The organism is Rhodococcus sp. DMU2021 (assembly GCF_019641445.1).
Classification (GTDB): Bacteria; Actinomycetota; Actinomycetes; order Mycobacteriales; family Mycobacteriaceae; genus Rhodococcus; species Rhodococcus pyridinivorans.
This window is the reverse complement of sequence record NZ_JAIFKB010000002.1, coordinates 363,889-388,270: the sequence shown is the minus strand read 5'-3', so window position 1 is coordinate 388,270 and position 24,382 is coordinate 363,889. Positions and strand designations below refer to the sequence as shown.

At 63.9% G+C, this 24,382-nt stretch carries 23 protein-coding genes and 1 riboswitch; of the genes, 20 read left to right on the top strand and 3 right to left on the bottom strand.

Annotated features, from left to right (window positions below; translation table 11 throughout):
* Positions 1-88: 88 nt before the first annotated feature.
* The 19 genes from K3M35_RS05075 to K3M35_RS04980 all read left to right on the top strand — a co-directional run bounded on the left by K3M35_RS05075 (position 89) and on the right by K3M35_RS04980 (position 19,230).
* A complete protein-coding gene (locus K3M35_RS05075; RefSeq protein ID WP_220666069.1) occupies positions 89-5,269 on the top strand; it encodes a phage tail tape measure protein in 5,181 nt (1,726 codons plus the stop codon).
* Between the two features lie 29 nt (positions 5,270-5,298).
* Positions 5,299-6,180: a phage tail protein gene (locus tag K3M35_RS05070; RefSeq protein WP_308257055.1), complete on the top strand. Its 882-nt coding sequence runs from the start codon at positions 5,299-5,301 to the stop codon at positions 6,178-6,180.
* A 14-nt stretch (positions 6,181-6,194) separates the two neighbouring features.
* A complete protein-coding gene (locus K3M35_RS05065; RefSeq protein WP_220666068.1) occupies positions 6,195-7,844 on the top strand; it encodes a phage tail protein in 1,650 nt (549 codons plus the stop codon).
* On the top strand, positions 7,844-8,455 hold the full coding sequence (locus K3M35_RS05060) for a DUF2744 domain-containing protein (protein WP_220666067.1): 612 nt from the start codon (positions 7,844-7,846) through the stop codon (positions 8,453-8,455). The genes K3M35_RS05065 and K3M35_RS05060 overlap by 1 nt, the downstream gene beginning before the upstream one ends.
* Positions 8,440-8,634 carry a hypothetical protein gene (locus K3M35_RS05055; protein ID WP_220666066.1) on the top strand — a complete coding sequence of 65 codons (195 nt, stop codon included), beginning with the start codon at positions 8,440-8,442 and terminating at the stop codon, positions 8,632-8,634. Before K3M35_RS05060 ends, K3M35_RS05055 begins: the two co-directional genes overlap by 16 nt.
* Positions 8,631-9,938 carry a M23 family metallopeptidase gene (locus K3M35_RS26045; protein ID WP_259443602.1) on the top strand — a complete coding sequence of 436 codons (1,308 nt, stop codon included), beginning with the start codon at positions 8,631-8,633 and terminating at the stop codon, positions 9,936-9,938. The genes K3M35_RS05055 and K3M35_RS26045 overlap by 4 nt, the downstream gene beginning before the upstream one ends.
* Positions 9,925-10,302, top strand: a complete 378-nt coding sequence (locus K3M35_RS05045) for a hypothetical protein (protein ID WP_220666065.1) — start codon at positions 9,925-9,927, stop codon at positions 10,300-10,302. The genes K3M35_RS26045 and K3M35_RS05045 overlap by 14 nt, the downstream gene beginning before the upstream one ends.
* 3 nt (positions 10,303-10,305) lie before the next feature.
* The gene (locus tag K3M35_RS05040; RefSeq protein WP_220666064.1) at positions 10,306-10,590 is read left to right on the top strand and encodes a hypothetical protein; all 285 of its coding nucleotides are present in this window, start codon (positions 10,306-10,308) and stop codon (positions 10,588-10,590) included.
* 199 nt (positions 10,591-10,789) lie between these two features.
* A complete protein-coding gene (locus tag K3M35_RS05035) occupies positions 10,790-11,155 on the top strand; it encodes a hypothetical protein (RefSeq protein WP_259443601.1) in 366 nt (121 codons plus the stop codon).
* Positions 11,152-12,321 carry a fibronectin type III domain-containing protein gene (locus tag K3M35_RS26605; RefSeq protein ID WP_220666063.1) on the top strand — a complete coding sequence of 390 codons (1,170 nt, stop codon included), beginning with the start codon at positions 11,152-11,154 and terminating at the stop codon, positions 12,319-12,321. Before K3M35_RS05035 ends, K3M35_RS26605 begins: the two co-directional genes overlap by 4 nt.
* Positions 12,322-12,472: 151 nt before the next feature.
* Positions 12,473-12,763 (top strand): hypothetical protein, encoded by a 291-nt coding sequence (locus K3M35_RS05025; protein WP_220666062.1) that lies wholly within the window; start codon positions 12,473-12,475, stop codon positions 12,761-12,763.
* Complete coding sequence (locus K3M35_RS05020) at positions 12,764-13,105, top strand: hypothetical protein (RefSeq protein WP_220666061.1); 342 nt, start codon at positions 12,764-12,766, stop codon at positions 13,103-13,105.
* 9 nt (positions 13,106-13,114) lie between these two features.
* Positions 13,115-13,471: a hypothetical protein gene (locus K3M35_RS05015; protein WP_220666060.1), complete on the top strand. Its 357-nt coding sequence runs from the start codon at positions 13,115-13,117 to the stop codon at positions 13,469-13,471.
* Positions 13,471-14,463, top strand: a complete 993-nt coding sequence (locus K3M35_RS05010) for a hypothetical protein (protein ID WP_220666059.1) — start codon at positions 13,471-13,473, stop codon at positions 14,461-14,463. Before K3M35_RS05015 ends, K3M35_RS05010 begins: the two co-directional genes overlap by 1 nt.
* Before the next feature lie 10 nt (positions 14,464-14,473).
* Positions 14,474-14,710 (top strand): hypothetical protein, encoded by a 237-nt coding sequence (locus K3M35_RS05005; RefSeq protein WP_220666058.1) that lies wholly within the window; start codon positions 14,474-14,476, stop codon positions 14,708-14,710.
* Positions 14,711-16,852, top strand: a complete 2,142-nt coding sequence (locus K3M35_RS05000; protein ID WP_220666057.1) for a glycosyl hydrolase family 28-related protein — start codon at positions 14,711-14,713, stop codon at positions 16,850-16,852.
* Positions 16,853-16,917: 65 nt separating this feature from the next.
* Entirely contained in the window at positions 16,918-18,072 is a 1,155-nt protein-coding gene (locus tag K3M35_RS04995) for a polysaccharide pyruvyl transferase family protein (protein ID WP_220666056.1), read from the top strand.
* A gap of 587 nt (positions 18,073-18,659) precedes the next feature.
* Positions 18,660-18,965 (top strand): hypothetical protein, encoded by a 306-nt coding sequence (locus K3M35_RS04985; RefSeq protein WP_220666054.1) that lies wholly within the window; start codon positions 18,660-18,662, stop codon positions 18,963-18,965.
* Positions 18,966-19,005: 40 nt separating this feature from the next.
* Entirely contained in the window at positions 19,006-19,230 is a 225-nt protein-coding gene (locus K3M35_RS04980; protein ID WP_259443600.1) for a hypothetical protein, read from the top strand.
* A 440-nt stretch (positions 19,231-19,670) separates the two neighbouring features.
* On the opposite strand, the gene K3M35_RS04975 is transcribed toward K3M35_RS04980, so the two are convergent.
* The 3 genes from K3M35_RS04975 to K3M35_RS04965 all read right to left on the bottom strand — a co-directional run bounded on the left by K3M35_RS04975 (position 19,671) and on the right by K3M35_RS04965 (position 22,268).
* Positions 19,671-20,441, bottom strand: a complete 771-nt coding sequence (locus K3M35_RS04975; RefSeq protein WP_064060088.1) for an ABC transporter ATP-binding protein — start codon at positions 20,439-20,441, stop codon at positions 19,671-19,673.
* Positions 20,438-21,223: an ABC transporter permease gene (locus K3M35_RS04970; RefSeq protein ID WP_019288745.1), complete on the bottom strand. Its 786-nt coding sequence runs from the start codon at positions 21,221-21,223 to the stop codon at positions 20,438-20,440. The genes K3M35_RS04975 and K3M35_RS04970 overlap by 4 nt, the downstream gene beginning before the upstream one ends.
* Entirely contained in the window at positions 21,201-22,268 is a 1,068-nt protein-coding gene (locus K3M35_RS04965) for an ABC transporter substrate-binding protein (RefSeq protein WP_259443599.1), read from the bottom strand. The genes K3M35_RS04970 and K3M35_RS04965 overlap by 23 nt, the downstream gene beginning before the upstream one ends.
* Positions 22,251-22,347: riboswitch (TPP riboswitch) on the bottom strand. Its footprint overlaps the gene before it by 18 nt.
* Before the next feature lie 318 nt (positions 22,348-22,665).
* Here K3M35_RS04965 and K3M35_RS04960 point away from each other — a divergent pair.
* A complete protein-coding gene (locus K3M35_RS04960; RefSeq protein ID WP_259443598.1) occupies positions 22,666-24,378 on the top strand; it encodes a hypothetical protein in 1,713 nt (570 codons plus the stop codon).
* Positions 24,379-24,382: the final 4 nt, after the last annotated feature.

Sequence of the window (24,382 nt, the reverse complement as noted above, 5' to 3'; positions counted from 1 at the left end):
GGATGGGGTGATTACAATTCCGGGCGGAAGAATTGACATCGAGGTTGGGGCTGACGTTTCAAACTTCCCCGCCGACCTCGAAAAGGGGATGAAGAAGGCCGTTGGTGTCGCCGGCAAAGTCGGTGGCATCATCGGCGCCGCCCTCGGTGTGTCCGCGTCCGCCCAGGCTGTTCTCGACCTGGGCAACAGCTTCACGAACAGCATCAACGAGATGCAGGCCGTTTCGGGTGCGACTGCGGAACAGTTGAACGCTGTCCGTGAGGCTGCGAAGGGTCTCGGCAACGACGCGACGATCGCGGACACCTCCGCTACGGACGCGGCTGCTGCGATGACGGAACTCGCCAAGGGTGGGTTCTCGGTCGAGCAGTCTATGTCCGCCGCGCGCGGCACGCTGCAGCTTGCCGCGGCCGCACAGATCGATGCGGCGTCTGCCGCGACGATCCAGTCGCAGGCTCTGCAGGCGTTCGGTCTCGATGCTGACTACGCGGCCAAGGCCGCGGACGTTCTCGCCAACGGCGCCAACGCTTCGTCGGCGGAGATCACCGATGTTGCCGCGGGTCTGCAGCAGGCCGGCGCCGTGGCCAACCAGTTCGGGGTGTCCCTCGAGGACACCGTCGCCGGGCTTGGCATGTTGGCCAACGCCGGCATCCAGGGCTCGGACGCAGGCACCCTGCTCAAGTCCGCCATGCTCGCGCTGACCGACCAGTCGAACCCCGCCCAGGGGGCGATCGAAGAACTCGGGTTGACCGTCTACAACGCGGCCGGCGAGTTCGTCGGTTTCCGTGAGCTATTCGGTCAGTTGCAGGCGGCGTCCGCGTCGATGACCCCCGAGATGTACCAGGCCGCCACCGCAACTCTGTTCGGGTCGGACGCAATGCGTCTGGCCGGTGTGGCAGCCGAACAGGGCACCCTCGGCTGGGACCAGATGCGGGCCGCCATCGAGCGCGAAGGCGCCGCCGCTGACGTCGCAGCAGCCAAGACACAGGGTCTGCCCGGCGCGATCGCTGGTGTGCAGAACTCTGCCGAAGGTCTCGCCCTCGAGCTGTACGACCTCGTCGACGGGCCCCTCGAAGGTCTCGCCACGAAGTTCGGCGATTTCATCGGCGACGCCACCCCCAAGGTTGTGTCCGGACTGACCAGTGTCGCCGATGTCGCAGGCAACGTCGGATCGGCACTCGCTCCAGTCGCCAGCCTTGTGGGCGATCTGGCGGGCGCATTCATGGACCTGCCGGCGCCTATCCAGGCTGTCGTCGCCGGGTTTGCCGCAATCAAGGCGACGGGCTTCGACGACAAGATCGCCGGCTGGGTCGACAACGCCCGCTCCGGACTCGAGGGGTTCGCCGAGCAGATGGACGAAGTCCGTCAGGCTCTGGCCGAGAACATGCTCGAGGAAGCCAACCCGGACATCGATGCGAGCACCTTCGAAGGTGGTCTCGACCAGATCAACGGCATGTTGGAGGAGAACGAAGAGCAGATCTCCGAGGTCGTCGCCGCGTGGTCGACGCTCGAAGCCCGCTCCCCGGCGATAGCCCGCATGGGGGACTCGTACCGCAACGTCACCAGGCGTGCCGGGGATTTCGCGACCCGCCAGCGTGACGTCGCTTCGGCCACCGGTGGCCTTACGGGTGTTCTTCGGAACGCCGGCGCATCGGTCGCCACCTTCGGCGGACACGTGGGCGGCCTGGCCGCTGGTGCGATGTCCGGCTTGAAGTCCGCCGCAGGCGGTGTGGTGTCGGCGTTCGGTGGGCCATGGATGGTCGGTCTGGCTGCCGCCAGCATGGCTGTCGCGTCGATCGCGTCCGAGATTCAGAAGGCGAATCAGCAGAACGAGATCCTCGAGAGTTCCGCCGAGAACGCCGCGGTCGCGCAGCGCAAACTCACCCAGGCTCTGATGGAGTCCGAAGGTGAGCTGACGGACGACGTCATGGGTGTCGCGGTCGAGAACATCGGCCGGATCCGTTCGGAGACGGAACAGCTCGCTGAGACCGGCCCGAACTGGATGACAAAGACGGCCGCTGGTCTGCAGATCCTGTCGGATGAGCTGTTCCAGACCGGTCGTGGGTTCGCTGACGCCAAGCTCGAGCAGGACAAGATTGCGGCTTCCTCCGAGGAGACTGCGGCGGCACTCGATTCGTTGCAGATGTCGAACGAGGAAATCGCTGACTCGGTGTATGGCTCATCCGGCGCGTGGGCCCGGTTCGAGCGCAGCCTCATGGAAGCAGGTGACGGCGGCGCTGCAGCGCTGGCCCAGTTCCGTCCTCTGCGTGAAGAGTTCGAAACAACGCAGGCCGTCATCGCGACCACCGATGCGGACACTCTGCAGTTCGCAACAGCGATCGATACTCTTGCGGATTCCTCGTCGACTGCTGATGAGCAGGTGTCTGCTCTCAAGGACGCGATCCAGTCACTCCTCGGCATTCCCGGCGAGGGGCAGGAGACCCTCGCGGCGTACGAGCAGGAGATCGCTGACGTTGCAGAGTCGGCAACCGAAGCTGCGGAAGCGGCCGGCGGGCTCGGAGACGAGCTCCTCAACGAGAACGGCAAACTCGACCTCACCCAGCAGGGTGCGCGAGATCTACTCGAAACCCTCGACGAGATGGGCGACAAGTTCATCCGATCGGCGCAAGCAGGCAACGACGCGAACGCGATGTTCGAGAACGCGATGCCTGTCCTCGAGAATCTCGCCGCGAAGTATGACCTTCCGATCGAGAAGATTGTCGAGTTCGCCCGCCAGGCAGGCCTGGCGCCGGAGATTGTCTCGACACTGCTCGAGGTGCGAGGCGCCGATGAGACCCGTGTCGCAGTCGCTGAGGCACTGCTCGCCTTGCAGAACTTCGAAGGCGAAGGGCCCGCGACAGCGGAACTGTTCGTCGACGACGAGCAGGCGCGGGAGGCACTCGAGGATGCGGGCCTGAAGGTCGAACTCCTCGACGAGACGACCGGCAAGATCCGCATCACCGCCGAGAGTGAACTGGCACTGACGGCACTGCAGGAGATCAACAACCGACTTAACGACCTCGACCTGAAGGATGTCGGACCGGACGTCAATCTGGACGACACCGGATTCCGAGTCACCAACGAGGAAGTCCTCAACTCTCTCCGAGAGATCGACACCACCACGGTCGACCCCGCGGTGGGAGCGATTATCGACGACTTCCTCGCCGGCCGGGACGTCACTCTCGCAGAGCTCGCGAAGATCGACGAATCGATGGCTGACCCCCAGGTGATCCTGCTGATTCAGCAGGCGCTGAAGGATGCTCAGGTCGTCAATGCAGCGATCGATCAGGCTGCACGTGACCGCACGGTGCGTATCACTTACGACAACCAATGGGATGCGAACCGTCGCGGCGACTACTTCGGTAGCCCCACGGTGCAGGGCCCGCTGCCGGTGTACGCAGAGGGCGGACCCGTCACCGGGGGAATTCCCGGCAAGGACTCGGTATTGCTCGCGGCGATGCCCGGCGAGCACATGCTCGACGTCGACGACGTCAAGGCACTCGGCGGGCAGGAGGGCGTGTACCGGTTTCGGGCTGCACTGCAGTCGGGTCAGATCGGCAAGTTCGAAGTCGGCGGCGCTGTCGAGGACGACATCGCAACACGACGCGCCCTCAACTACCTGTCCTCAGAAAGCGGCCAGCCGTACCAGTACGGCGGCGTCGGCAATCCCTCGTGGGACTGCTCGGGCTACGCCTCGGCCGCCTACGCCATGCTCACTGGCCGCGATCCGAACACACGCTGGTTCACCACCGAGAGCGACTTCAACGCCCTCGGGTTCCGAACCGGCATGGGGCCGTCGTCAGCACTGAACATCGGCGTGATGCGCGGCGGTGGCGGTCAGTACTCGCACATGGCCGGCACTCTCGCCGGTGTCCCGTTCGAGTCCTCGTCGTCGGGGGTGGTGTTCGGCAGCGGCACTCAGGGGGCGAGTGATCCGAACCTGCCGCTGAAGTGGCATCTTCCGGCGTCGTCGTTCAACCCGCCCGGGTCGGACACGAGCGTCGGATCGTACGGCGGTGGTGCAGCTCGGAACGTCGAAACCTGGGACGCCGAGGACGAGCTCGATCTGGACTCGGCGCGCATCGCTGTGTTGCAGGCGCAGGAAGCCTTGGACAAGGCCAACGGTGATCCGAAGAAGTCCCAAGCGGACAAGGATCAGGCTGCGAACAAGGTCGAGCAGGCCAAGCTGAAGGTCCAGAAGCTCGAGGAGAAGAAGCGGATCGCCGAAACCGGTGGCGGTGTCATCCCGGACGCGCCGGAGCTGTCGACCAGTTACACGGACGACGAGCTGCGGATGCGGCAACTGCAGCGGGCTGTGGACGAAGCCAAGTGGGATCGCGACGAGGTATACGCCGATCCCGAGGCAACGCAGTACGACCGGGACGAAGCCGATGATGCGTTGCAGCGCGCCATCAACTCGTTGCGTGAGGAGCAGCAGGAGCAGTACGCGGCAATCGCACCGGAAGCCCCTGCATTGCAGGGGCGGATGACCGACCAGCAGATGGAAATCGCTGACCTCGAGGACGCGGTCGAAGAGGCACGCCTCAACCGCAACCGGGTGTACGCGGATCCGAGCTCCACGGATCGTGATCGGGCGAAGGCGGACCGCGAATATCAGCGTGCACTCAACGCGCTCGATGAGGGCAAGAAGGGTGACGGCGAGGAAAGCGGACTGTCCGCCTCGAGCATCGCGGAACTGTTCGGCAACGTGGCGAAGGCCGCGGTGCAGGGGCAGGTCGAATCCGCGTTCGGGGTTCTCGGCTTCCAGGGTGAGGGTGCGCTGTCTCAGGCGATTCTGCTTGGAGTCGAGGAGGCCACGAAGAAGCGGGATGTCGGACCGGTGGCTCCTCCGTCGTTCTCCGATGAGGAGATCGCAAAGCAGGGCCCGGTAGCTCCTGGCAGCCCGGATTGGGTGGAGGAGCTCATCAAGACCCTGCGGATCCCCGCAGTGCTGCGTGACGCCGGCGGCCCGGTCCCACACGGTGTCGCCGCACTGAACCTGTCCGGTGAAACCGAATGGGTGCAAACCGCGGAGGACAAGCGCCGCTACGACCGCGACATGCGCGAACTCGCGGCGCTCCGTGCCGGTGGCGGCAACGCAGGGATTCCGGTGCAGCAACTCGATTCGATCGCTGGCCGATTGCAGCAACTCGTCGACAACCCGCCGATGCAGTACCGGACCGAGTACCACGGCTACGACATGCAGGAAGCGCTGCGCCATGACCGGGTCGAACGAGGCCTGGCAGCCCAAACATACCTGAAGAGAGGGTGATGATGGCGCGTAAGCGGACCGAAGCGACCGTGGAAGTAGAAACCTTCCGCGGCGACTGGTTCACCATCTCCGGGCCGGGCCAAGGTGACCGGGGCGTCGAGTTGGCCTCCGAAGTGCAGGACTTCTACGACGCCCCGGTCAGCACCATCCGCAACAAACACGCCTTCCAGAAGGGGTCGAGTTACGGCGGCAAACGCATCGAGGACCGCTTCCCGATCTTCAGCGTGTACGTGTCTGGGGTCACCGGTGACGAGTGGGAAGAACTCGACAGCGAATGGCGCAAGGCGTGGGACTACGACCAAGAGTCGAAACTGTGGGTCGAGACGGATAGCTCTCGACGGTGGCTGTCGGTCAGCCTGTTCGAGGAACCGAAGGTCGACATGGAGTACGACCCGCACGGGGAACTCCGAGTCAAGGCCACGATGGCGACCGTCGCCGGCGACCCGTTCTGGTACGAGGAGGACGAGCCGAAGAAGTGGATAAATCCCATTGACACCACGGACGGCAGTATCTCGACGGGAACCCTACGGGTCTCGAACCCTACAGATCAGGAGATCTGGCTCAAGTACACAGTCCAGGCATATCCCGGTGCCGTGTACACACTGCCGGACTTCTCCTTCGGCAGTGACCGCAAAGAGATGGCGGTCCAGCACGCCGCACGCACCATCGATCTTCCACCTCTCCTGCCCGGTGAACATCTGCGGGTCGACACCGACGACTCAACGACACAGGTCGAATCCAGCCTAGATACGCAGGTGTACCTGCGAATGCAGGGTTTGCGATTCCACTATCCGATCCCGCCCTACACGCCGCCGACGGACCTGCCGGTTGCGGTGACCGGCGCGCCTGCGGGTGTCGGCGTTCAAGTTCGGATGCCCCGACCGTGGTCACGGCCGTGGGGCTTGCATTGACAAGGAGGTGAGTTGTGACGGCACCTGTCGAAACAATCGACTTCGACGCGGTATTCAACGACATCACCGCTCGCCTGAAGCAGGAAGAGCGTCGTCGGCTCGCGCCGGCCGAAATGTACCTGTTCGACGGGGACTGGAACCTTCGCGGAGAAATCAAGAACGAGATCTCCGCGAGCTTCCAGTTCCTCGAAGAGGACTCGGGGATCGCCACCATCGACCTGCCGGTGGACTACTACCTGTCGAAGTGGTGCATCGATGTCGACTCAAGGCCGACAACCAACATCCACCTGGTCGCCAACAAGGACGGCGCCCGTTGGAGCGGACGCTGCTACTCGGTCAAGGTCCTCAAGTCTGAGAACGGCGAACGAATCTGTCGGATCTCGTTCAAGCACGACCGAGAAGAACTCAAGTACATCCTCGGGTACGCGAACCCTTTCCTTCCCCCAGAGGTGCAGTTCCCGAAGTCGTGGGTACTGTTCGGCCGGGCCCGCTGGTGCCTGAAGACCACACTGCTGGTCAACTTGATGCGTCTCGAATCGAGCTTGTGGGCGATCCCCGACAACCCCCTCGATCCGACGAAGTGGAACAACTTCGATCAATCAACCTGGTGGCAGGTCGTCAAACCCGATCTCACGCCGGACAACTCGATCGGCGCCATCGTCAACTCGCGATTCAAGACGATGCACGACCTCGGTAAACGCATCACCGCCGACGCGCAACTGACCTGGGAACCGCGCCGATACCTGCCGGTCCTCGGCGACGAACCGCCCTGGGAAGGCGCCAACCTCCGCAACGGGTGTCTGGTCTGGGACCTGATCGACAAGTCCGGATGGAACACCGGAACATCGTTCGGAGGATCCACCTTCGGTGGTCTGCTGTTCGAAGCCATCAACATCGGCTCCGACGGCATCACCGAGAACCGCGATCAGGTACCGAACCCGAACGTTCCGGTCGAGTACCAAACCCCCGGATTCAAGGGCAGCGTCCCGTCCATGCCGGGCGTGGTGTTCCTCGAAGGCGAGAACACCGGCATCCAATCGTCGGAATGGGAGTGGAACCCTGCGACCGCGGTCGGGTTTGTCGCCGGCGGTCATTCGATGCCGGGAGTGAACGAGGCCATCTCAGCAGGTATCCAACTGGCCGGCGACCTCATCGCCGCCATCATTGGAGTCCCACCCCTGGGCGGCGTGGCCGACGCCATCCTCCGCCCCCTCTACACCGACGTCCTGCTGGCATTCGGAAAGATCGGAAATCAGCAACGCGCCAGAAGACTCGGCGGCTCGAGATACCACGAGTCGTTCGCCCCAGGCGCAGACCGTGCCTACACCCTCGCCTACCTCGTTGCACAACGCGCAGCGCAGTACGCCTCGAGGGAACGGGTCCGTGCGGTCCTCAACGTCGCTGACGGCGCGCCGTGGCGAATCGGGCAGCGAGGCAAGGGCCACTTCTTCCTCGGCGATCGGGTGGCGTTCAACGTCCTGGGCATGCCGCCCGGCAAGTTGTACGTCGAGCGCGTATCCGAACTGGTGCTGACGTGGAGCCGCACCGAGTCTCCGACCTGGAAAATCACCATCGGCGAACGTGAACCAGAGGATCCCGCAGTAAAGGCACTGCAGATGATCCAGGACGCAATCGCCGCTATGCAAGATCTAGGAGTCATCTAGTGGGCCAACATGTCCCCACCCGCGACAGTTGCGATCAGTCCGACCCGAAGAAGAAGTACCAGTGGGTGTTCGTTGCTTTCCCCTTCTTGGCAGGCCAGACGTTCACTCCACAGGACGAACTGTTGGAGGAGTGGTCGCAGCGGCTCGATGACCAGGCGATGGTGGACGCGGAACACCTGCGGGCACTGGCCGACGCGAACGGATTTATTCACGTCGATCAATTGCCGAATCCGAAGATCAAGCTGCTCACACCCAAGCGCGGGCCCGACCACACGCTGAACGGTGCGACCGGTTGGGTGGGGATCGACGAGCCAGACCCGGACCCCGTCGTCATTCCGGACGTCGGTGAGTACACGCGTCACGAGCAGGAGATCATCGCCGAGCAGTTGCGGTATCACGGTGTGATCCCCACCGAGGAGCCGAAGGTGGCGACGGCGAAGGAGAATCTCGGTCCGCTGTTCGATCCATCGGAACACACTCCGTCGACGGTCAATGGGTACCTGATGGCGTGCCAATCGCAGGCCCGTGAGTCGGAGATCCGACGCGTGATTTCTGCGGAGATGGCAGGCAAGCATCGGGAGCAGATTCTGCGGAAGTGGCCGGGACGATGAGCCACCCGGACGTGTTGCTGGCAGACGAGATCGCTGAGCACTTGGGGGTGTCAGCGTCTTTGGTGATCGGTGCATGCGGAGTGTTGGGGATCGACGCGGCCGAGGGGATTCAGCGGTCGTTCGTCGAGTCGATCCGCCAGGTCGTTCTGCAGTGGCTCAGGGAAGGACGAAACCTATGAGCATCAAGTACTGGCCCCTCAAACGGGGCTTCATGATTACGTCCCCCTTCGGGCAACGCGCCGGCGGATTCCACGCCGGAACAGACTTCGGGTGGGAAGGCGGATCCGCGAACCTCCCCGTGCACGCAGTGAAGGGCGGCACTGTCATCTACGCTGGCGCCGCATCCGGCTACGGCGGCCCCGATCCCGCGGGATGGATTGTCATCGACCATCCGACTGAGGACGGCGGCGGTGTGTCCGAGTACGGGCACATCATCCGCGAGGTTCAAGTCGGGCAGCGCGTCGAGGCCGGGCAGAGGATCGGCCGGATCAACCCCGATTCGCGCACCAATGGTGGTGTGGCTCCGCATCTGCATCTGTCGGTGATGCCGTACGAGTACAACCCGAGTAGGAAGCTGGATCCGGTGCCGTGGCTCGACGGAGCTCTGTATCCGGGTGAGGATCCTCCGAGGCCCGCGCCGGTACCTGCGAGCGGCCTGACGGCTGAGGTGCTGTCTCAGGCGATGGGGGGCAGTGTCCCCATCGAACGCTACCGGGAACTGTTGCCGGGGTTCGTGAACGCGATGATCGCGGCGCAGTGCACGACGGTTGAGCGCGCTGCGATGTGGTGCGCCCAGATCGGGCACGAAAGCGCCGGCCTGCGGTACATGGAGGAGATCGCCTCCGGGGCCGCCTACAACGGGCGCGCGGACCTCGGGAACACGCAGCCCGGCGATGGTCCGAGGTTCAAGGGCAGTGGCCCGATTCAGCTCACGGGCCGTCACAACTTCCGGAAGTTCTCCGAATGGTGCCACGCCCAAGGATGGGTGGATTCCCCGCGGTACTTCGAGGACCGTCCCCAGTTAGTGCGTGAGGATCCGAAGTGGGGGTTCCTCGCCGCGACCTGGTACTGGGTGGTGGCCCGCCCGAACATCAACACGATGGCTGACGCCCGCGATCTGGTGGGTGTCACTCGTGCAATCAACGGCGGCACGAATGGCCTTGCCGACCGCCAGTTGCGTTACAAGCGTTGCCTCGAGTTGGGCGCGGCGCTTCTTCCGAAGGCAGGTGATGCGCCGATGAGCGCTCAAGAGGTACAGGAAATCAAGGACTTCATCGTCGAGTTCTGTGGGCCGATCGGTTCCGACACGAAGGATGTGCGGCAGCAGCTCACCGGCGGCCGCGACGCCGGCGAGTACCCCGGGTGGGAGCAGCTCGGTTTCCGCACGGTCACGGATGCGATCGCTCAGGTCCTCCTCAATCAGGTCGCTATCGCTGAGCGCCTGGAAGCTCTCGAGAAGGGGAAGAACGATGACGTTCGCTGAAGCCCGCAAGTTCGCTGTCGCCGTCCTCAGTGCGGTCGCGGCGATCATCCCGCAACTGTTGTCGTCGCTCGGTGATGTGCTGCCGCAGAACGTCGCCTCGGTACTCACCGTGATCGCGGTGACCGCCGGCGCGCTCCTGGTGTACCTCGTCCCGAACTCTCCTGCGGATCCGGTGACGAAGGTCCGTCAGAGTGTGGAGAAGCTCGGCCCTCTGTGGTCGATGATCGAGGCTCGCGTGAATCAGGAGATCGCGGCGCGGCTTCCGTCGTCTCCTCGTGTCCAGGCTCATGTTCGTGAACCCGAAATCCAACCTGATCCGCTGCCCCCGGCTGACCCATTCGTTGTCCCTCCGCTCGGGAGGTAGCACATGGAATCCGTGGCGGGCATCGCCGTCGCCGACCTCGGACTCACCGGACTGTTGTCTCTCGCCGTTCTGCTCATTCTTGGCGGCGGCCTGGTGCCGCGGTGGCTGTACCGCTCCGCGCTCGCAGAGAAGAACCTGCAGATCGACGAGAAGAACAAGCGCATCGAGAAACTCGAGGATTTGACAGTGGAACAGTCTCAGCAGATCTCCACGCTCATCCCCAAGATCGAGCTGTCGGTGCACATCGCCGACGCCCTGAAAAAGTTGGGTGCAGGGGAGGGGCCGTGACGTGGTGGAGAAAGAAGCAGAAACCGGAATCGACAGCGGTGAAGCGGGCGCGTGCGGAACGCATCGAGGTGGAGCAGCGACTGGAGGAGGCGCGGGGGCGCCGGGAGTATGTGGAGCATTTGGCGGAGCGTGCGGAGGCGGCGTTGCGGGTGAACGGGTTTGGTGCGTCTGCCGCGGCGGCGATGAGGAGGCGGCACGGATGAGACGGATCATTCTGGCGGTGGCCGCGGTCGCCTGCGGTGTGGTGGTTGCGGTGTTCGATCCGCAGGAGGAAGCCCGCATTCTGCTGACGACGATGACAATCTTGGCGTGGCTGTTCGTCGCGTTGTACGGGTTCCGTTCTCCGTGGCGTACCACAGAGGCCGGTAAGACGCTGATGTACACGGCGGTTGCGCTCGGGTTGATCGGTCTGCAGCTGATTTCGGTGTGGTGGTTCGGTGATTATGCCTGGCGCAACGAAGTGCGGGCCGTGACTGTCGTTGTTCTTCTGCTGGCGTTGCTGCACCGACTGATCGTGCTGTGGGAATTCCAGCACGAGGAACCTGACCAAGAGGTGTCACAGTGACTTATCCCGTGGGACCTGCTCCCGACGATTCTTGGGAGCTCGGCACAGTCTCGACTCCGCAGGGGTACAACGAATCCTCAGTCAAGTCACTCATCCGTGGCAAGAACCTCCCGCCCTGGCAAAACGCGCAAGGGAACCTTCACGCCGAGTTCATCTCGGCGAAGCTCGTCAACGGCGAGATCGTGCGTCTCGACAATCGCATCGACGAGATCATTCTCGGCACGGAACGCGCATTCCTGTACACCTACTCCGAGTCTGATGTGTGGGACAAGCACCCCGCCGCATACAAAGTGGTCGTCGACGTGTTCTCCGGGGCTACCGGAGGGCAACGAGGAACATCTGGTGCCGGCGGCGCCGGCGGCTTCGGTGGCGGTTGGAGCCGCAAAGAATTCACAGGTACCGCCCTTGCTGATCTGCCGAACCAGGTAGCGGTCACCATCGGGGCGGGGACCTCGGGTAATTCCCCGGATGAGGCTGCCGAATCCTCGTTCGGAACGTTCGTCACTTCGTATGGTGCGACGACCGACAACTACGGGGAAGGGAATCGCACCTACAAGCTTCGTGGCGGCACGGGCGGTCTCAATGGTTCGCGGGGATCGGCCGGAAGTGATGGACCGTTCGCGTCCGGCGGTTCCGGCGGTGGGACTACAGCCGGAACGTCGCAAGGCGGACACGGGTTCAGTGTCAACGTCGGACAGGTAGGTCCCGGCAGCGCCGGTGGTGGCGGCGGAACGTACGTGTCGGGCATCTTCTACGTCGGTGGGCACGGAGGTCATGGTGGCTGGCCTTCCGCTCCCGGTGGTGGCGGCGGTGCCGGCGGCGGTGGTGTCGGAAACGGCGGTAACGGCGCCGGAGGTGCCGTGTTCGTCACCGTGTATGTGTCCGATGAGTTCGGGATCCCACCGTCCACTCCTGTGAACCTGACGGTTTCGAATTTGACTGCTTCGTCGGTGCGGATTTCCTGGGATCCCGCGGTCGACGATGTGATGGTGAAAAACTATGTGCTGCTTCTCGACGGCACCCGATATGCGGTGGTGACCGGACAATTCCACGACTTCGTGGGATTGACGCCGGCGACGACGTACACCGTTCAGGTGCAGGCGGTCGACCTCGGGGACAACGCATCCGAACTGTCTACCCCTTTGCAGTTCACCACCTTGGTGTAAGGAGTCTGTGTTGCCCACAGCAAGAATTGTTGCGGATGGATTGGCGGGATTCGCCGGGCCCGCGACCTTGTATCGGATTGATCCACCCATTCAGGGAACTGATCATGTGGTGGTGTATCACCGGCCTCGGATTTACGGCCAAGCTGGACAGATGACCGTCGTTCTGGCAACTGCGGGCGGTGCTGTTTATGGTCGTGAGGTACGCCCCCAGCCGGGCACATACACGACGGACGAACCGAATCATCGTTTGGCGTTACAGCTCGCCGGGGGATACCAGATCGTTGAGTCCGTTGAGGACACCGCGGAATTGTTCGATCCGTCGCAGCACACGGTCAGCGAAGTCAACGAGTATCTCGCCGCAGCCACTCCGGAAGAGCAGGCGCGGGTTATGGAAATGGAGCGGGCTGGAAAGGCACGCAAAGGCATCCTCGGAGGAGGATAGATGGCCGGTTATTCACCGGTGCGCGAGAATCTGATACTCACTCGCGACGCCGATTTCGTTCATATCTACCGCAGGCATCAGTCGGATCCGGAGTTTCCGCCGGGGACGACCGCGGAGATTGTCATCACCCGTAACAACAGGTCGGATTCGGAAGTGTTGGCGACCTGGCCTGCCGAGAACGTGTCTGAGGATGATGTGTCGTTCTGGGTGCAGGTCGTAGACACCAATCCGATTCCGGATCGTGCGTCGTGGCGGTTGCTGGTGCACTATCCGCCGATGTCGGCGGATGCGGAACTGCAGGACTTCTGCTGGTTCCGTGGTTCGGTCAAGCGAGAGCAGTAGGAGAAACACATGCCCACAATGACCAATGCGTTCCGTGAGGCTGTCGCTCTGGCTGCGACCGCCCAAGGTTCCTACATCAGCCTGCACACCAATGATCCCGGTACGACCGGGGGTAGCGAAGCCACCGGTGGGTCGCCGACGTATGCCCGGAAGCAGACCACCTGGACGGGTGGCGCGTCGGATGGCAGCGTGGTCGGTACCGAGGTGGCGTTCGATGTTCCTGCCGGAACGTACACGCACATCGCGTGCTGGACAGCCGCATCAGGTGGCACGTTCTTGTGGGCGCAGGCGATCGCCGGGATCACGTTCCCCGGCCAGGGCATTTTGAAGATTTCGCCGATCTTCCAGGTCCCGCAGGGGTCCTGATGACGTATCCCGGAACGTTGACGTTTCCGGGGCTGCTGACCTTTCCGGGTACGTGGGAGCTGACGTGGCCGCCGCCGGGGATCGTTCCGGTGTCGGTTGCGCGGCGTCCGCAAGTGACGGTCAGTGTCGCGCCCCGAGGATCGGTGCCTGCTCGGGTGCCGTGGCGTCCGCAGGTGGATGTGGAGATCCCGCTGGTGGTGTCGTTGTCGGTGCGATCGTTCCCCGAGATGCGTGCCGATGTGGCGGTGCCGTTGAATATGCGGGTCGACTATGTGGCGGACGCGATCGGAGGGTCGGTGGCGATGACTGTCGATGTGTCGTTGCCGGTCGAGGTCGGGTTGTCGAGCTTCCCGAGTTTCATTCCGGTGGTGAGTCTTCCGGTCGAAGTTCAGGCGTGGACGACGATCACGGGCAGTTCGGACACGTTCAACCGTGCCGATGGCGTGCTGGGGTCGGGATGGCAGTCGTTCTCGATGGCCCCTGTCATTGCGGGGAACAAGGCGCAGGCAGGATCCGGTGGCAGTAACAACACAACGAATGTGCACTCTGCACTCAATGCGTTGTCGTTGCCGGGTCTCGATCAGGAAGTGCAGTTCACGATCGCGGCGCCAGTGGGAACGTTGGATTCGGATCGAGGGGTTGGGGCGCTTGTGCGTGGTACTGGTACCGCGCAGCGCACCTATGTGGTCGGTGGCGTCACCGGTTCGGCGGCGTACATCAACACTTACCAGAACGGTACTGCGACGCAGGTTGCGAACCGAACTGGTTTGGCATTCTCGGTCGGGAACACGTTCGTGTTCCGCGCCCAGGGCAACAAGTACATGTTGTTGAGGGATGGTGTGGAGATTTTGGTGTGGACGGATTCGAGCAATGCGTTCCCGGTGGATTCGACTTTCGTCCGGTGGGGGTTCGAGGTGGCGAACGTCAAGTCGTTCTATTCGACGTCGTATGGCTTCGCGGTCGACACGATTTCCGGTCGGACGCTTGAGTGAAGGGGACGTGATGGCTTACAGCAAGTTTCATGAGCAGTGGCGGGATCGCCCGAGCCTTTTGACGCCGATCAAGGCGGATGCGCTCAATCATATCGAGGAGGGGATCGCTGAGGCGCATCGTCTGGCCGAGGCCGGCGGTGGCAGTGGAGGTGCGTTGGTCGAGGATCCGCCTGGTTCTGGCCTGTACTCACCGTCATCCGCCGGCCTCACCGAGGACCCCAGTAACCCCGGCTTGTACCTGATCTGATTGGAGGCCGCGATGGCCAAGAAGCTTATTTCTCTGGACGACGCACAGCCCGCCGGATCACGGTTGCCAGCTGCGGTACGAACAGACCTGAATGCCACTTATGCCCCGGTGCAGGTCATGAACGAACGACTGTCACTGCTCGATCCGCGTATCAATGCCGACCCCACGGGCGCTACCCCTGTCAACGCGGCATTGCAGACGGCGTTCGACATGATTCGCGATGCCGACGCCGGGTCGGTGTTCGTCCCGCCGGGGCAGTACAGGATTGCACGAACCCCGGACGGTACGGACGGCGCAGGCCAGACGTACGGCGCTGCGATCTGGGGCGGCGTGTTCGAGGGCGTCGGGGACGAATCGCACCTGTTCCTCGACCCGGCGACCACAGCGGCGGCGCAGGCGAGCAGGTTCTACCCCATCAGGATCGGCACCAACGGTGTCGCCACATCCCGACCGTTGACCATCCGCAATCTGAAGCTGACCGGCAACAATGCGGCGATCGGCGGGGCTTCGGTGATGGGGTTCGCGTGCCGTCACGACGCCGATCCGCTACTGCATTCAGATGATGTGACGGTCGAACACTGCACCATCGTCGACACGGCGATGCCGATCGGCCCCACAAAGTCGGCCGCGCACACCGACCCCACCTATTTTCACCGCAACTGGCGGGCGCTGAACAACACGATCCGCACGACCTCGAACAAGATGATCGAGTTCGGTCACGTCGTCGGCGGGTGGATCACCGGAAACCACGGCATCGACGTGTACGACGGGCCGCAGCCCATCTTCTACTGCCAGAACATCTGGGTAGACCGCAACTACGTCCGCTATCGGGGCACGGGCATCAACATCACGCAAGGATCGTCCGGCATCTGGGTCATCGACAACGACGTCGAATGCTTGCCCGGCGCGGCGAACAGCGCGAACGCGCCAGCATTGTTCTTCCGCACCGAACCGTCGGCAGGCTCGAACCCGGCGACCCGGAACGTGGTGGTTCGGGGGAACCGGTTCGCCAACACGCAGGCGCACACCTTACGGCGAGCAGTGCAGTTCCAGGCTCGCGACGAGGTGACCTCGGCGAAATGGGAACGCCTCACCTTCTCGGGGAACGATTTCGACGGTGATGTTCTGCTGCATGATCCGACGAACCCGGCCAAGACCACGATTATTGACGTGTTCTTCGATCAGAAGAACAGGTTCCGCCGGTCGGTTGTGACCGTTCCTCGCGCTACGTGTGCGGTCAAGCGCGTCCGGTTCCGCGACAGCGAGTTCGACCAGGCGCAGACGATTCATGCGTCGGACATGAAGTTCTCCGGCGACGTGTTCACCGGCGGTGTCACCCTGTCCGCTTCCAGCTCTGGTATCAGGGGCACTGTCGAGGCGCTTGGGGCGGCCGTCACGGATCAGGGTACCGAGAATGCGGTTACTGCCGAGAACGTGATCGGCAACCTCGCGCCCGATGCGAAGCTCAACCCGGCCACGATGTCGGGTCTGGTGGCAGCATTCGACGCGGACACTCTCACGGCGGGCACCCTGACTTCATGGGCACCTACGGCTGGCAGTGAGACGGCAGCGCTGACTCCAGTCTCGGGCGGTACCCCGCAGATCGGCGAAGGTATATTCGGTGGACACAATGCCGTGACACTCTCGGCAGCCTCCTCGCAGCGACTCACGACAGGCGCGTGGGGAACTGCGGTGCCGAACGGCTCACTGACGATCGTGGCGGCATTCACCCCGAACGCGGTCGGTGCAGTGCAAAACTACTTCGCCGGACAGGTCAACGCCCTTGAGCCGCTGATCTCGGGAACGGCCGCAAAGGAAGTCATGTGGCGGGCGAAAGGTAACGGCTCGGGGTTTGCGGTCGCATCTCCGGCGCTGGCTACCGGCACTCCCACCGCAGTGATCGTCACTCAGGACGGCACGAACGCGAAGGTCTACAAGGACCGCACGAGCGCCAACTCGGGAACAGCCGAGGCCGGTAGTGCTATGACCGGCCTCCGGGTGGGGTCGTCCGGGTCGGGCAGCACTCCGTACGGCGATATGAACGTCGCATACGTGGCGGTGTTCAATCGTCCGCTTACCGCAGAGGAGTCCGGTGCGGTGATGCGCTGGCTCGCCGATCGGTACGTTCTCACTCTCGCCTGACCGGACCGGGGCGGTACGAACTGGTTTACTCTCCCTCGAGATGAGAATGAATCAGGGGAGGGTTCGTGATTAAAGCCGCTGCGATCGAAGTTCGGGAGCGTGCACGTCTGGAACGGTTGGCCCGATGGGCGCGAGCATCGGGCCAACCAGACGTACATCTCAACGGCAAACGTGTCGGAATCCTCGCCGGCTATGGAAACACCAGCTACGGGGACTACTTCATCGGGCTAGGCATGGCGAACGAAACACGTGCCGCCGGATTTACGCCGGTCATCATCGGCCGCGACTCGGACATGCGGGCGTTCTTGTCCAACGGCATCGAAGTGTATGCACTCCCTGACCGTGATCACGGACTCGACGAGTTCGAAGACGTGGCAACGAGGGTGCACGCGCTCATACTCGGCGGCGGAGGATTGTTCGAAGATCGAGTGGATGCCGTTGCCTCACAAACCCTCGCAGCGGGGTATGCAGCTCGCGCCGTGTACGCCTACAACCGGGGCGTCCCGATGGCAGTTCACGGCGTAGGAATTGAGCGTGAGCCGTATGCGTTGCGCGGGACAGAACGTCTCCTGCGGAATGCTCTGCGGGCGGCGAGAATGGTGTCGGTTCGAGATGCCGACAGTGTGGAAGCGTGCAAACGGTTCGGCGTGGACGCGCAGCAGGCTATCGACCCTGCCGTGATCTACCTCGATTCTGTCCGGCCTCCCGCATCGGTAGACGAAGGAACAGCCGCATTCATTCCGTTTGCGCGACGCGCATGGCCGAATATGTCGAACCCGACCGAGGCAGACCATCAGCGACAGGACGTCGACTGGGCGCAGGCAGCGGATCGCCTCACCGGATACAACCGAGTGCTGGTAACACCGTTCCATCGCACAGACCTCAACTACGTTGACAGGATCGTCACGGCACTGAAGGTGAAGAGTCCGGGTGTGGATGTCAATGTCGTCGACTTCACACCCGAGAACCCTGGTGTAGTTCTGAATGCTCTGGCTCGGTGCGAGCACGTGCTGACGATGCGTTATCACGGTTTCATGGCAGCGCATTTCGCCGGCGTTCCGACCATCGAAGTGCTCGGAGAGAGTCAGAAGCTGCGCGTGACCAATGCTCTCAATCAGCAGGGGGTGTTACAGGATGCGTGGAACGCGGAGCGGGCGCGGAAGCAGCTCCGCGCCACGCTCGGCGAAGTTGACACCATCCACACGCATATCAGCTGGTAGCGGCTTCGGGGGCGTGGCCGGTCCGCCACTTTACGAGCTGGCGGTGGCGATCCGACCCAGGATGGGAAGCTGCTGAGCGCGGACGAGTTTCCGGACGAATGGTGCCGACATATCAGAGGGCTCCGATTCCCCAAAGGATGAACAGATAGAAGGTGCTGATGGCTCCGCCGGCGAGTCCCCAGAGTATGTCTTTCATGCTTTCGCTCATCCGAACATCTTCACCCGCCGACCATAGTTCGGCATCTTGACCCGCCCGTAACGCATCCCGCGATTCCCGTTACATGACCGCTTGGAGGAGTCATGCTCACTGAGCCTCGCATCGAGCCGGACCCCGAACGCGAGGGCCGTGCCGTCCTCTGGAGGCATGAGTGCAACGGAGCTGTTGTTGACGGTGCGCTCCCCGTCGGACCCGGGGGATGGAACTACGATCCAGCAGCCGACACCCTCAGCCCGTCCATCTGGTGCCATACCTGCGATACGCACGGATTCTGGGTGAGTGGCCGCTGGCGGGCTGCCTGAACCCGCCCCGTAACGCATCCCGCGATTCCCGTTACATGACCACATTCATCCCCATTGAGAGGAACATCATGAAGCCCTCCATCGGACGTATCGTCCTCTACACCCTGACCGAGGATGACGCCCAGGCGATCAACAAGCGCCGCGCCGACTTCGATCAGCATCGCAAGACCGACGACTACACCGACACCGGATACGTCGCCCACTACGGAAACGAAGCGCGCGCCGGCGACACGTACCCGGCCGTCGTCATCCGCGTGTGGAACGACGATCTCGTCAACGCCAAGGTGTTGCTCGACGGAACCGATACCTACTGGGCAACCTCGCGCCATCAGGGCGACGACAACGGCACCTGGAACTGGCCGCCCCGCGTCTAGCCCGCGATGGCAGTTACATGACCAGAAAGCGAGCATGCTCATGTCCGTAGACGTTCAGCAATTGATGATGTCGGCATTGCACAAGCGGGCCGCGCAGGGCGGAAAGCATCTCCACCACCGCGACTGCATCCACAACCTTCCGCCCGAGGAACAGATTGCGATCCGCGGCAAGACCGTCGAGTGGTGGATGGCGATGGTCGGGTCCATGCCCCAACAGATCACCCCGGACCAATGGGAGACGGACGGGCTGGAATCCGCCCCCTAACGCAATCCAAAGGCCCCGCTTTCTCCAGGCATGAAAATGGCCCCGCCCTCTTCGGAAGGCGGGGCCATTTCGTCGTTCGTGGGGAAGGGCGCGGGCGGTGCTTCCCGGGACCTCGGTCCCCACCGCCCGCGCTCGAACATAGTAGCGAACCGTGCGGGGTGAAGTTGTCACAGAGTTGTCACAACTCACGCCACATGAGCAAGGTCCAACCTGTGCCACGCGGCGAATAAGGCCAGGTGGCGGCATCACACTATGCCGCACTATGGGTATCGAATGGACTTAAAATCCGCACAGTGTGGGTTCGAGTCCCACTGGGGGCACAGGTCCGGGGTCGTCCCCGATGCATCCGCTACCGCTCTCGCTATCCGCTACAGCAATTTGCCGTAGCGGATAGCGAATCTTGTAGCGGATGCACTGGTGGCGAACAGTTCGGCCGGCGACTATCCCGAGGGCAACCTCTGCTGCTCCTCGTGTCGTGACCGGTGCAGGACCTCCATGAGCTCGTGTTCGAGCGCCACGAACTCGCTCGACACGCACGTCTCCAGGGTTCGAGGTCGGGGCAGGTGCACACGCACCTCGTGCTGCACCCGCGTCGGTCGCGGACCGAGGACGACGACCCGATCGGACAGCAACACCGCCTCGCGGACGTCGTGCGTCACCATCAGCACCGTCCACCGATGCTGCTGCCACACCTGCTGCAACCACAGTTGCATCTCGGTGCGGGTCAGCGAATCGAGTGCGCCGAACGGCTCGTCGAGCAGGAGCACGTCGCGCCCCTGCAGCACCGTGCGTGCGAGCGACGCGCGTTGACGCATACCGCCCGACAGTTGGTGCGGGGCAGCGTCCTCGAAGCCGGCCAGGCCGAAGGTCGGCAGCAGTTCGCGGGCGCGGGCACGAGCGTCGGATCGCTGTACACCCTGCACCTCGAGCCCGAGTGTGCAGTTGTCGAGCACCGTCCGCCACGGGAACAGCAGGTCCTTCTGCGGCATCAGCGCGACCTGCGCGGGTGCCGCGGGGGAGTCGCCGACGAGAACCTCTCCGGTGTCGGGTTGCTCGAGTCCCGCGACGATCGAGAACAGCGTCGACTTGCCGCACCCACTCGGCCCGATGAGGGACACGAACTCGCCGGGCTCCACAGCACAGTCGATGCCGTCGATCACCGCCCGGTCGCCGTACGACTTGTGGACCGAGGCCACCGTCACCGCATTCATCTCTCACCCCTCGTGAGCGCCCACGGCGCGACCATCCGTTCGACGACGAACGTCAGCGCGTACAGCAGGAGTGACAGAGCAGCGGTCACCACTACGGCAGCGAGCACGAGATCGGTGCGGAACGAGTTCTTCTGCGTGCTCATGTAGATGCCCAGACCGGATGTCGCGCCGACGTATTCGGCGAACACCGCACCCACGACGGCGTAGGTGATGCCGATCCGCAGGGCGGTGAAGAAGCGGGGGAGCGCGGATGGCAGGCGCACGTAACGGAACTGCTGCCACCGCGACGCGCCCATACTGCGTAGCAACGCGCCCGCCTCCCGGTCGGCCGCCGCGAACCCTTCGAGCAGCCCGATCGCGACGGGGAAGAACGTCACCAGCGCGATGACGAGGATCTTCGGTAGCAGTCCGAAACCGAACCAGATGATCATCAACGGCGCGATCGCGATGATCGGCAGGGTCTGCGACACCACGAACAACGGCACGAGGGCCCGCCGCAACCAAGGCGAGAAGTCTACGACGATCGCGAGGGCCCACGCCAGTGCCAGCGACACGGCGAACCCGACCATCGTGACCTGCAGAGTGGACCAGGCGTGCCCGGCGATGTCGACGCGATGAGACCACCCCTGCGTGAGAACGCGTGCGGGGGAGGGCAACACCTGCGGGCGGACACCGCTCACCACGACGTACGACTGCCAGATCGCGACCAGAGCCCCGGCGATGAGCAGCGCGGGAAGGAGCCGACGTGCGCGGCCGATGCTATCGGTCTTCGAGGTAGTCATCGGTGACATAGGTCGACCAGTCCGGCTCGGTCGTCAACGGGCTGCCGTCGGGTCCGGACAGCACGCCGTTCTCGTACAGGAACCGGGCATAGCCCGACCATTTCCCGGCGTCGAGGACTCCGACGGCGCCGGAGGCGTCACGCATGTACTCGGCGGCGAGCATGCGCTGGCTCTCGTAGACGAGTTCCTCGTCGGGGAAGGCCCCGGGGTTCGCCTCGAGCAGAGCCCGGGCTCCACGATCGGGGTCGTCGGCGGCGATCCGGTAACCCTGGTGCAGCGCCTGCACGAAAGCGCGTGCCTGCTCCGGGTTCTCCGTCATCCAGTCCTCGTTGCCGTCGACGACGATCGCGTACGCGTCGGGGAAGCCGTAGTCGGTGAAGCCGAAGTACCGCATGGGCAGGCCGCGGTGCTCGGCCTCGAGACCCTCCCACGCCAGGTACGACACGGTGAAGTCGGCGGTCGACGAGTAGACGGCCTCGTACGACGACGTCCCGAGCGTCACGTTCTCGAACTCACCGCGACCACCGTCGTTGCGGATCACTTCGGCGAGCATCTCGTCCTCACCAGGGTTGGCGAAGCCCGCGAAGGTCTTGCCGTCGAGATCCGCCGGCCGCGTGATCTCGGCGTTGTCGGCCCGCACGGCGATCCCCGTCGCCCAGTGCTGCAGCGGTGCGAGGACCGCGACGGTCCGGGACCCGGCGGCTCTGGCGATGGTCGATGTGGCGTGCGTGGAGATTCCGAACTCGGCGCTACCCGCGTCGACGAGGGTGTCGGGGGTCGCGTTGTTGTACGGCAGGATCTCGACGTCGAGACCCGCATCGGCGAACAGACCTTCCTGCTGCGCCACGTACAGGCCGGTGTGATTGGTGTTGGGCGTCCAGTCCAACGCGAATCGGATGGTGTCGCTCCCGGAATCGGACGAGCACCCGACGACCGCGGAGAGTGCGGCGACGAGGGTGAGCAGTCCGGCGAGAGTCCGCCGCGCCTTCACTGCGCGGGCAGGGGACGGATCGATGTGGGTACAGGCGTGGTCATGTCGGGACATCCCTTCGTCAGCATTACCTGGTCAGGTTCGACGGGTGTGATCTCAGCCCCGCTCGTGCGGAGCACCCCGTGTCACGGGCGACCCTAGCACCATGCCCTCCTGGGGCCGCCGGGACGGGAGCAGAACGGAAGATGTGACCCGAAGTTACGGAAATGCCCAGGTCAGGATGTCACCCTCACATTTCACCCGCAACGGAAGGATCGAAGATCCCGACTCTTCGAGTGATGGTCCCTGCCACCTCCCCCGAACGGCAGGGACCGTCGCTCTGCGCATGTCTCTCCCTTGCGCGGACGATGAAGGGCCGTCGGTGAACTCCGACGGGTCCGTTCTTCTGTTGTTTCCGTAGACCCGACTCCCGCAACGGTGTTCAATACGCACGAACCGATCGGGGGATGGGATGCGCGCAATGATGGGCGCCGCGATGGCTGCGGCGGTGATGGGAAGTGTCCTGACGGCATCGGTGGTGTCGGCGGAGACGAGCGGACGCACCGAAATGCCGTATGACTCGTCGGCGCCGCTGGCCGGCGAGGTGCTCGGGTCCGTGGTGTCGATACCCGTGCCGCTGCCGGCGGAAGCGGGACCGCGACCCGCCGCGTGCGACCGGTTGTCGTATCTGCGGTGGCGGTCGGCCGACGGACCGGAGAGTTCGGCCGACGCCGACCGGATCCTCGTCGCCCAGCCCGGGATCTTCGAGGGAGCGGGCGCGTTCGAGAGCGTCGCGCGCAACACCGTCGTCGCGGCCGCGGCCCGTGGTGCCCACGTCGAGTTCTGGGCACTCGACCGGCGATCGAACTGCCTCGAGGACCACACCGGTACCCGGGCGGCACTGCGGACGGGTTCGCTCGACACCGCGACCGACTACTACTTCCGCGGTGCCGAAGTGGACGGGCGACGATTCGCCGGCCACGCGAGCGGCGCCGACGTCGCGTGGCTCTCGCATGTCGGCATCGAGCAGACGCTGCGCGACCAGTACGACCTGCTGCGTCACGAACTCTCCGACCCGGAACTGCGGAAACGGAAAGTGTTGTGCGGCGGACATTCTCTCGGTGGTTTCATCACCGGCTACTTCGCGGAATGGGACTTCGACGGAGATCCCGCCACCACGGGCGACGCCGGTTACAACCAGTGCGGCGGGTACTTTGCGCTCGATACGGTGATCGAGGCGGGAGCGCCCTCCCCCGGGCAGAGTGCCCTCCCGGATCTGCCCGAAGCGGTCTCGGCGCCAGTCGATGCGTTCTTCGGCTCCATCTCGACGGCATCGCCGGTGCTGGCACTTCCCACGGTCATCAATCCCGAGACGACGAATCTGCTCGCACTCACCGGACTCGCCGCGCGACTGGACCCGGACAGCACCGACGGCATTGTCCCGCGCATGCCCGACAACCCGAACATCGACTGGACGTTGCGCACTCTGTTGTCGGGGGACTACGCGATGTTCGCGACGGGCGACCCGGATGTGCGGACGTTGAACGCGACCAACGAGGCGGTGCTCGGCGCGATCCTCGACGACAATTCGCAACCGCTGGGGTTCCTGCAGGTGAGCGTCGGATTCATTACCGGGGCGCCCGTGCGCGACAAGCTGTTTCCTGTTCCCGCCACGCCGGAGGTGCTCGGGTCGGGATTCTTCGGCGATGCGCTCAAGGCGTCGCCGGCGGTGTTCGCGGATCCGGGAGTCGTCTACCGGTGGCTCGACTACGACGAGGTGGGCACTGGGGCGTCGTCACCCGACGAGGCGCGGTACACCGATCGGGGGAGCGAGGTGACGTCGATCGCGGAGCTGGCGCGGAATCTGTCGGAGCCACCACTGGATTTCACCGAGTGGTACTTCCCGTCGAGGCTTCGGTTCGACCTCGCATCGGCGACCCGCTTCGAAGGGCATCTCCACCGCGACGGTGTCGCGCGCAATCCTGTGGTGACGCTGGTGGCGAGCGGCGGGATCCCGTTGCCGGAGAGGGATCATCCGAACGAACGCAGGTGGGTGCTGCCCGGATACAAGCACATCGATGTACTCACTGCGGCCGCTGATCAGAACGACGGGCGGCCCGAGCAGGTATCGCAGACGCTCGCCGACTTCGCAGCCGACCGAGTCGGTAGCTTCACAGTCGGATGAGGCG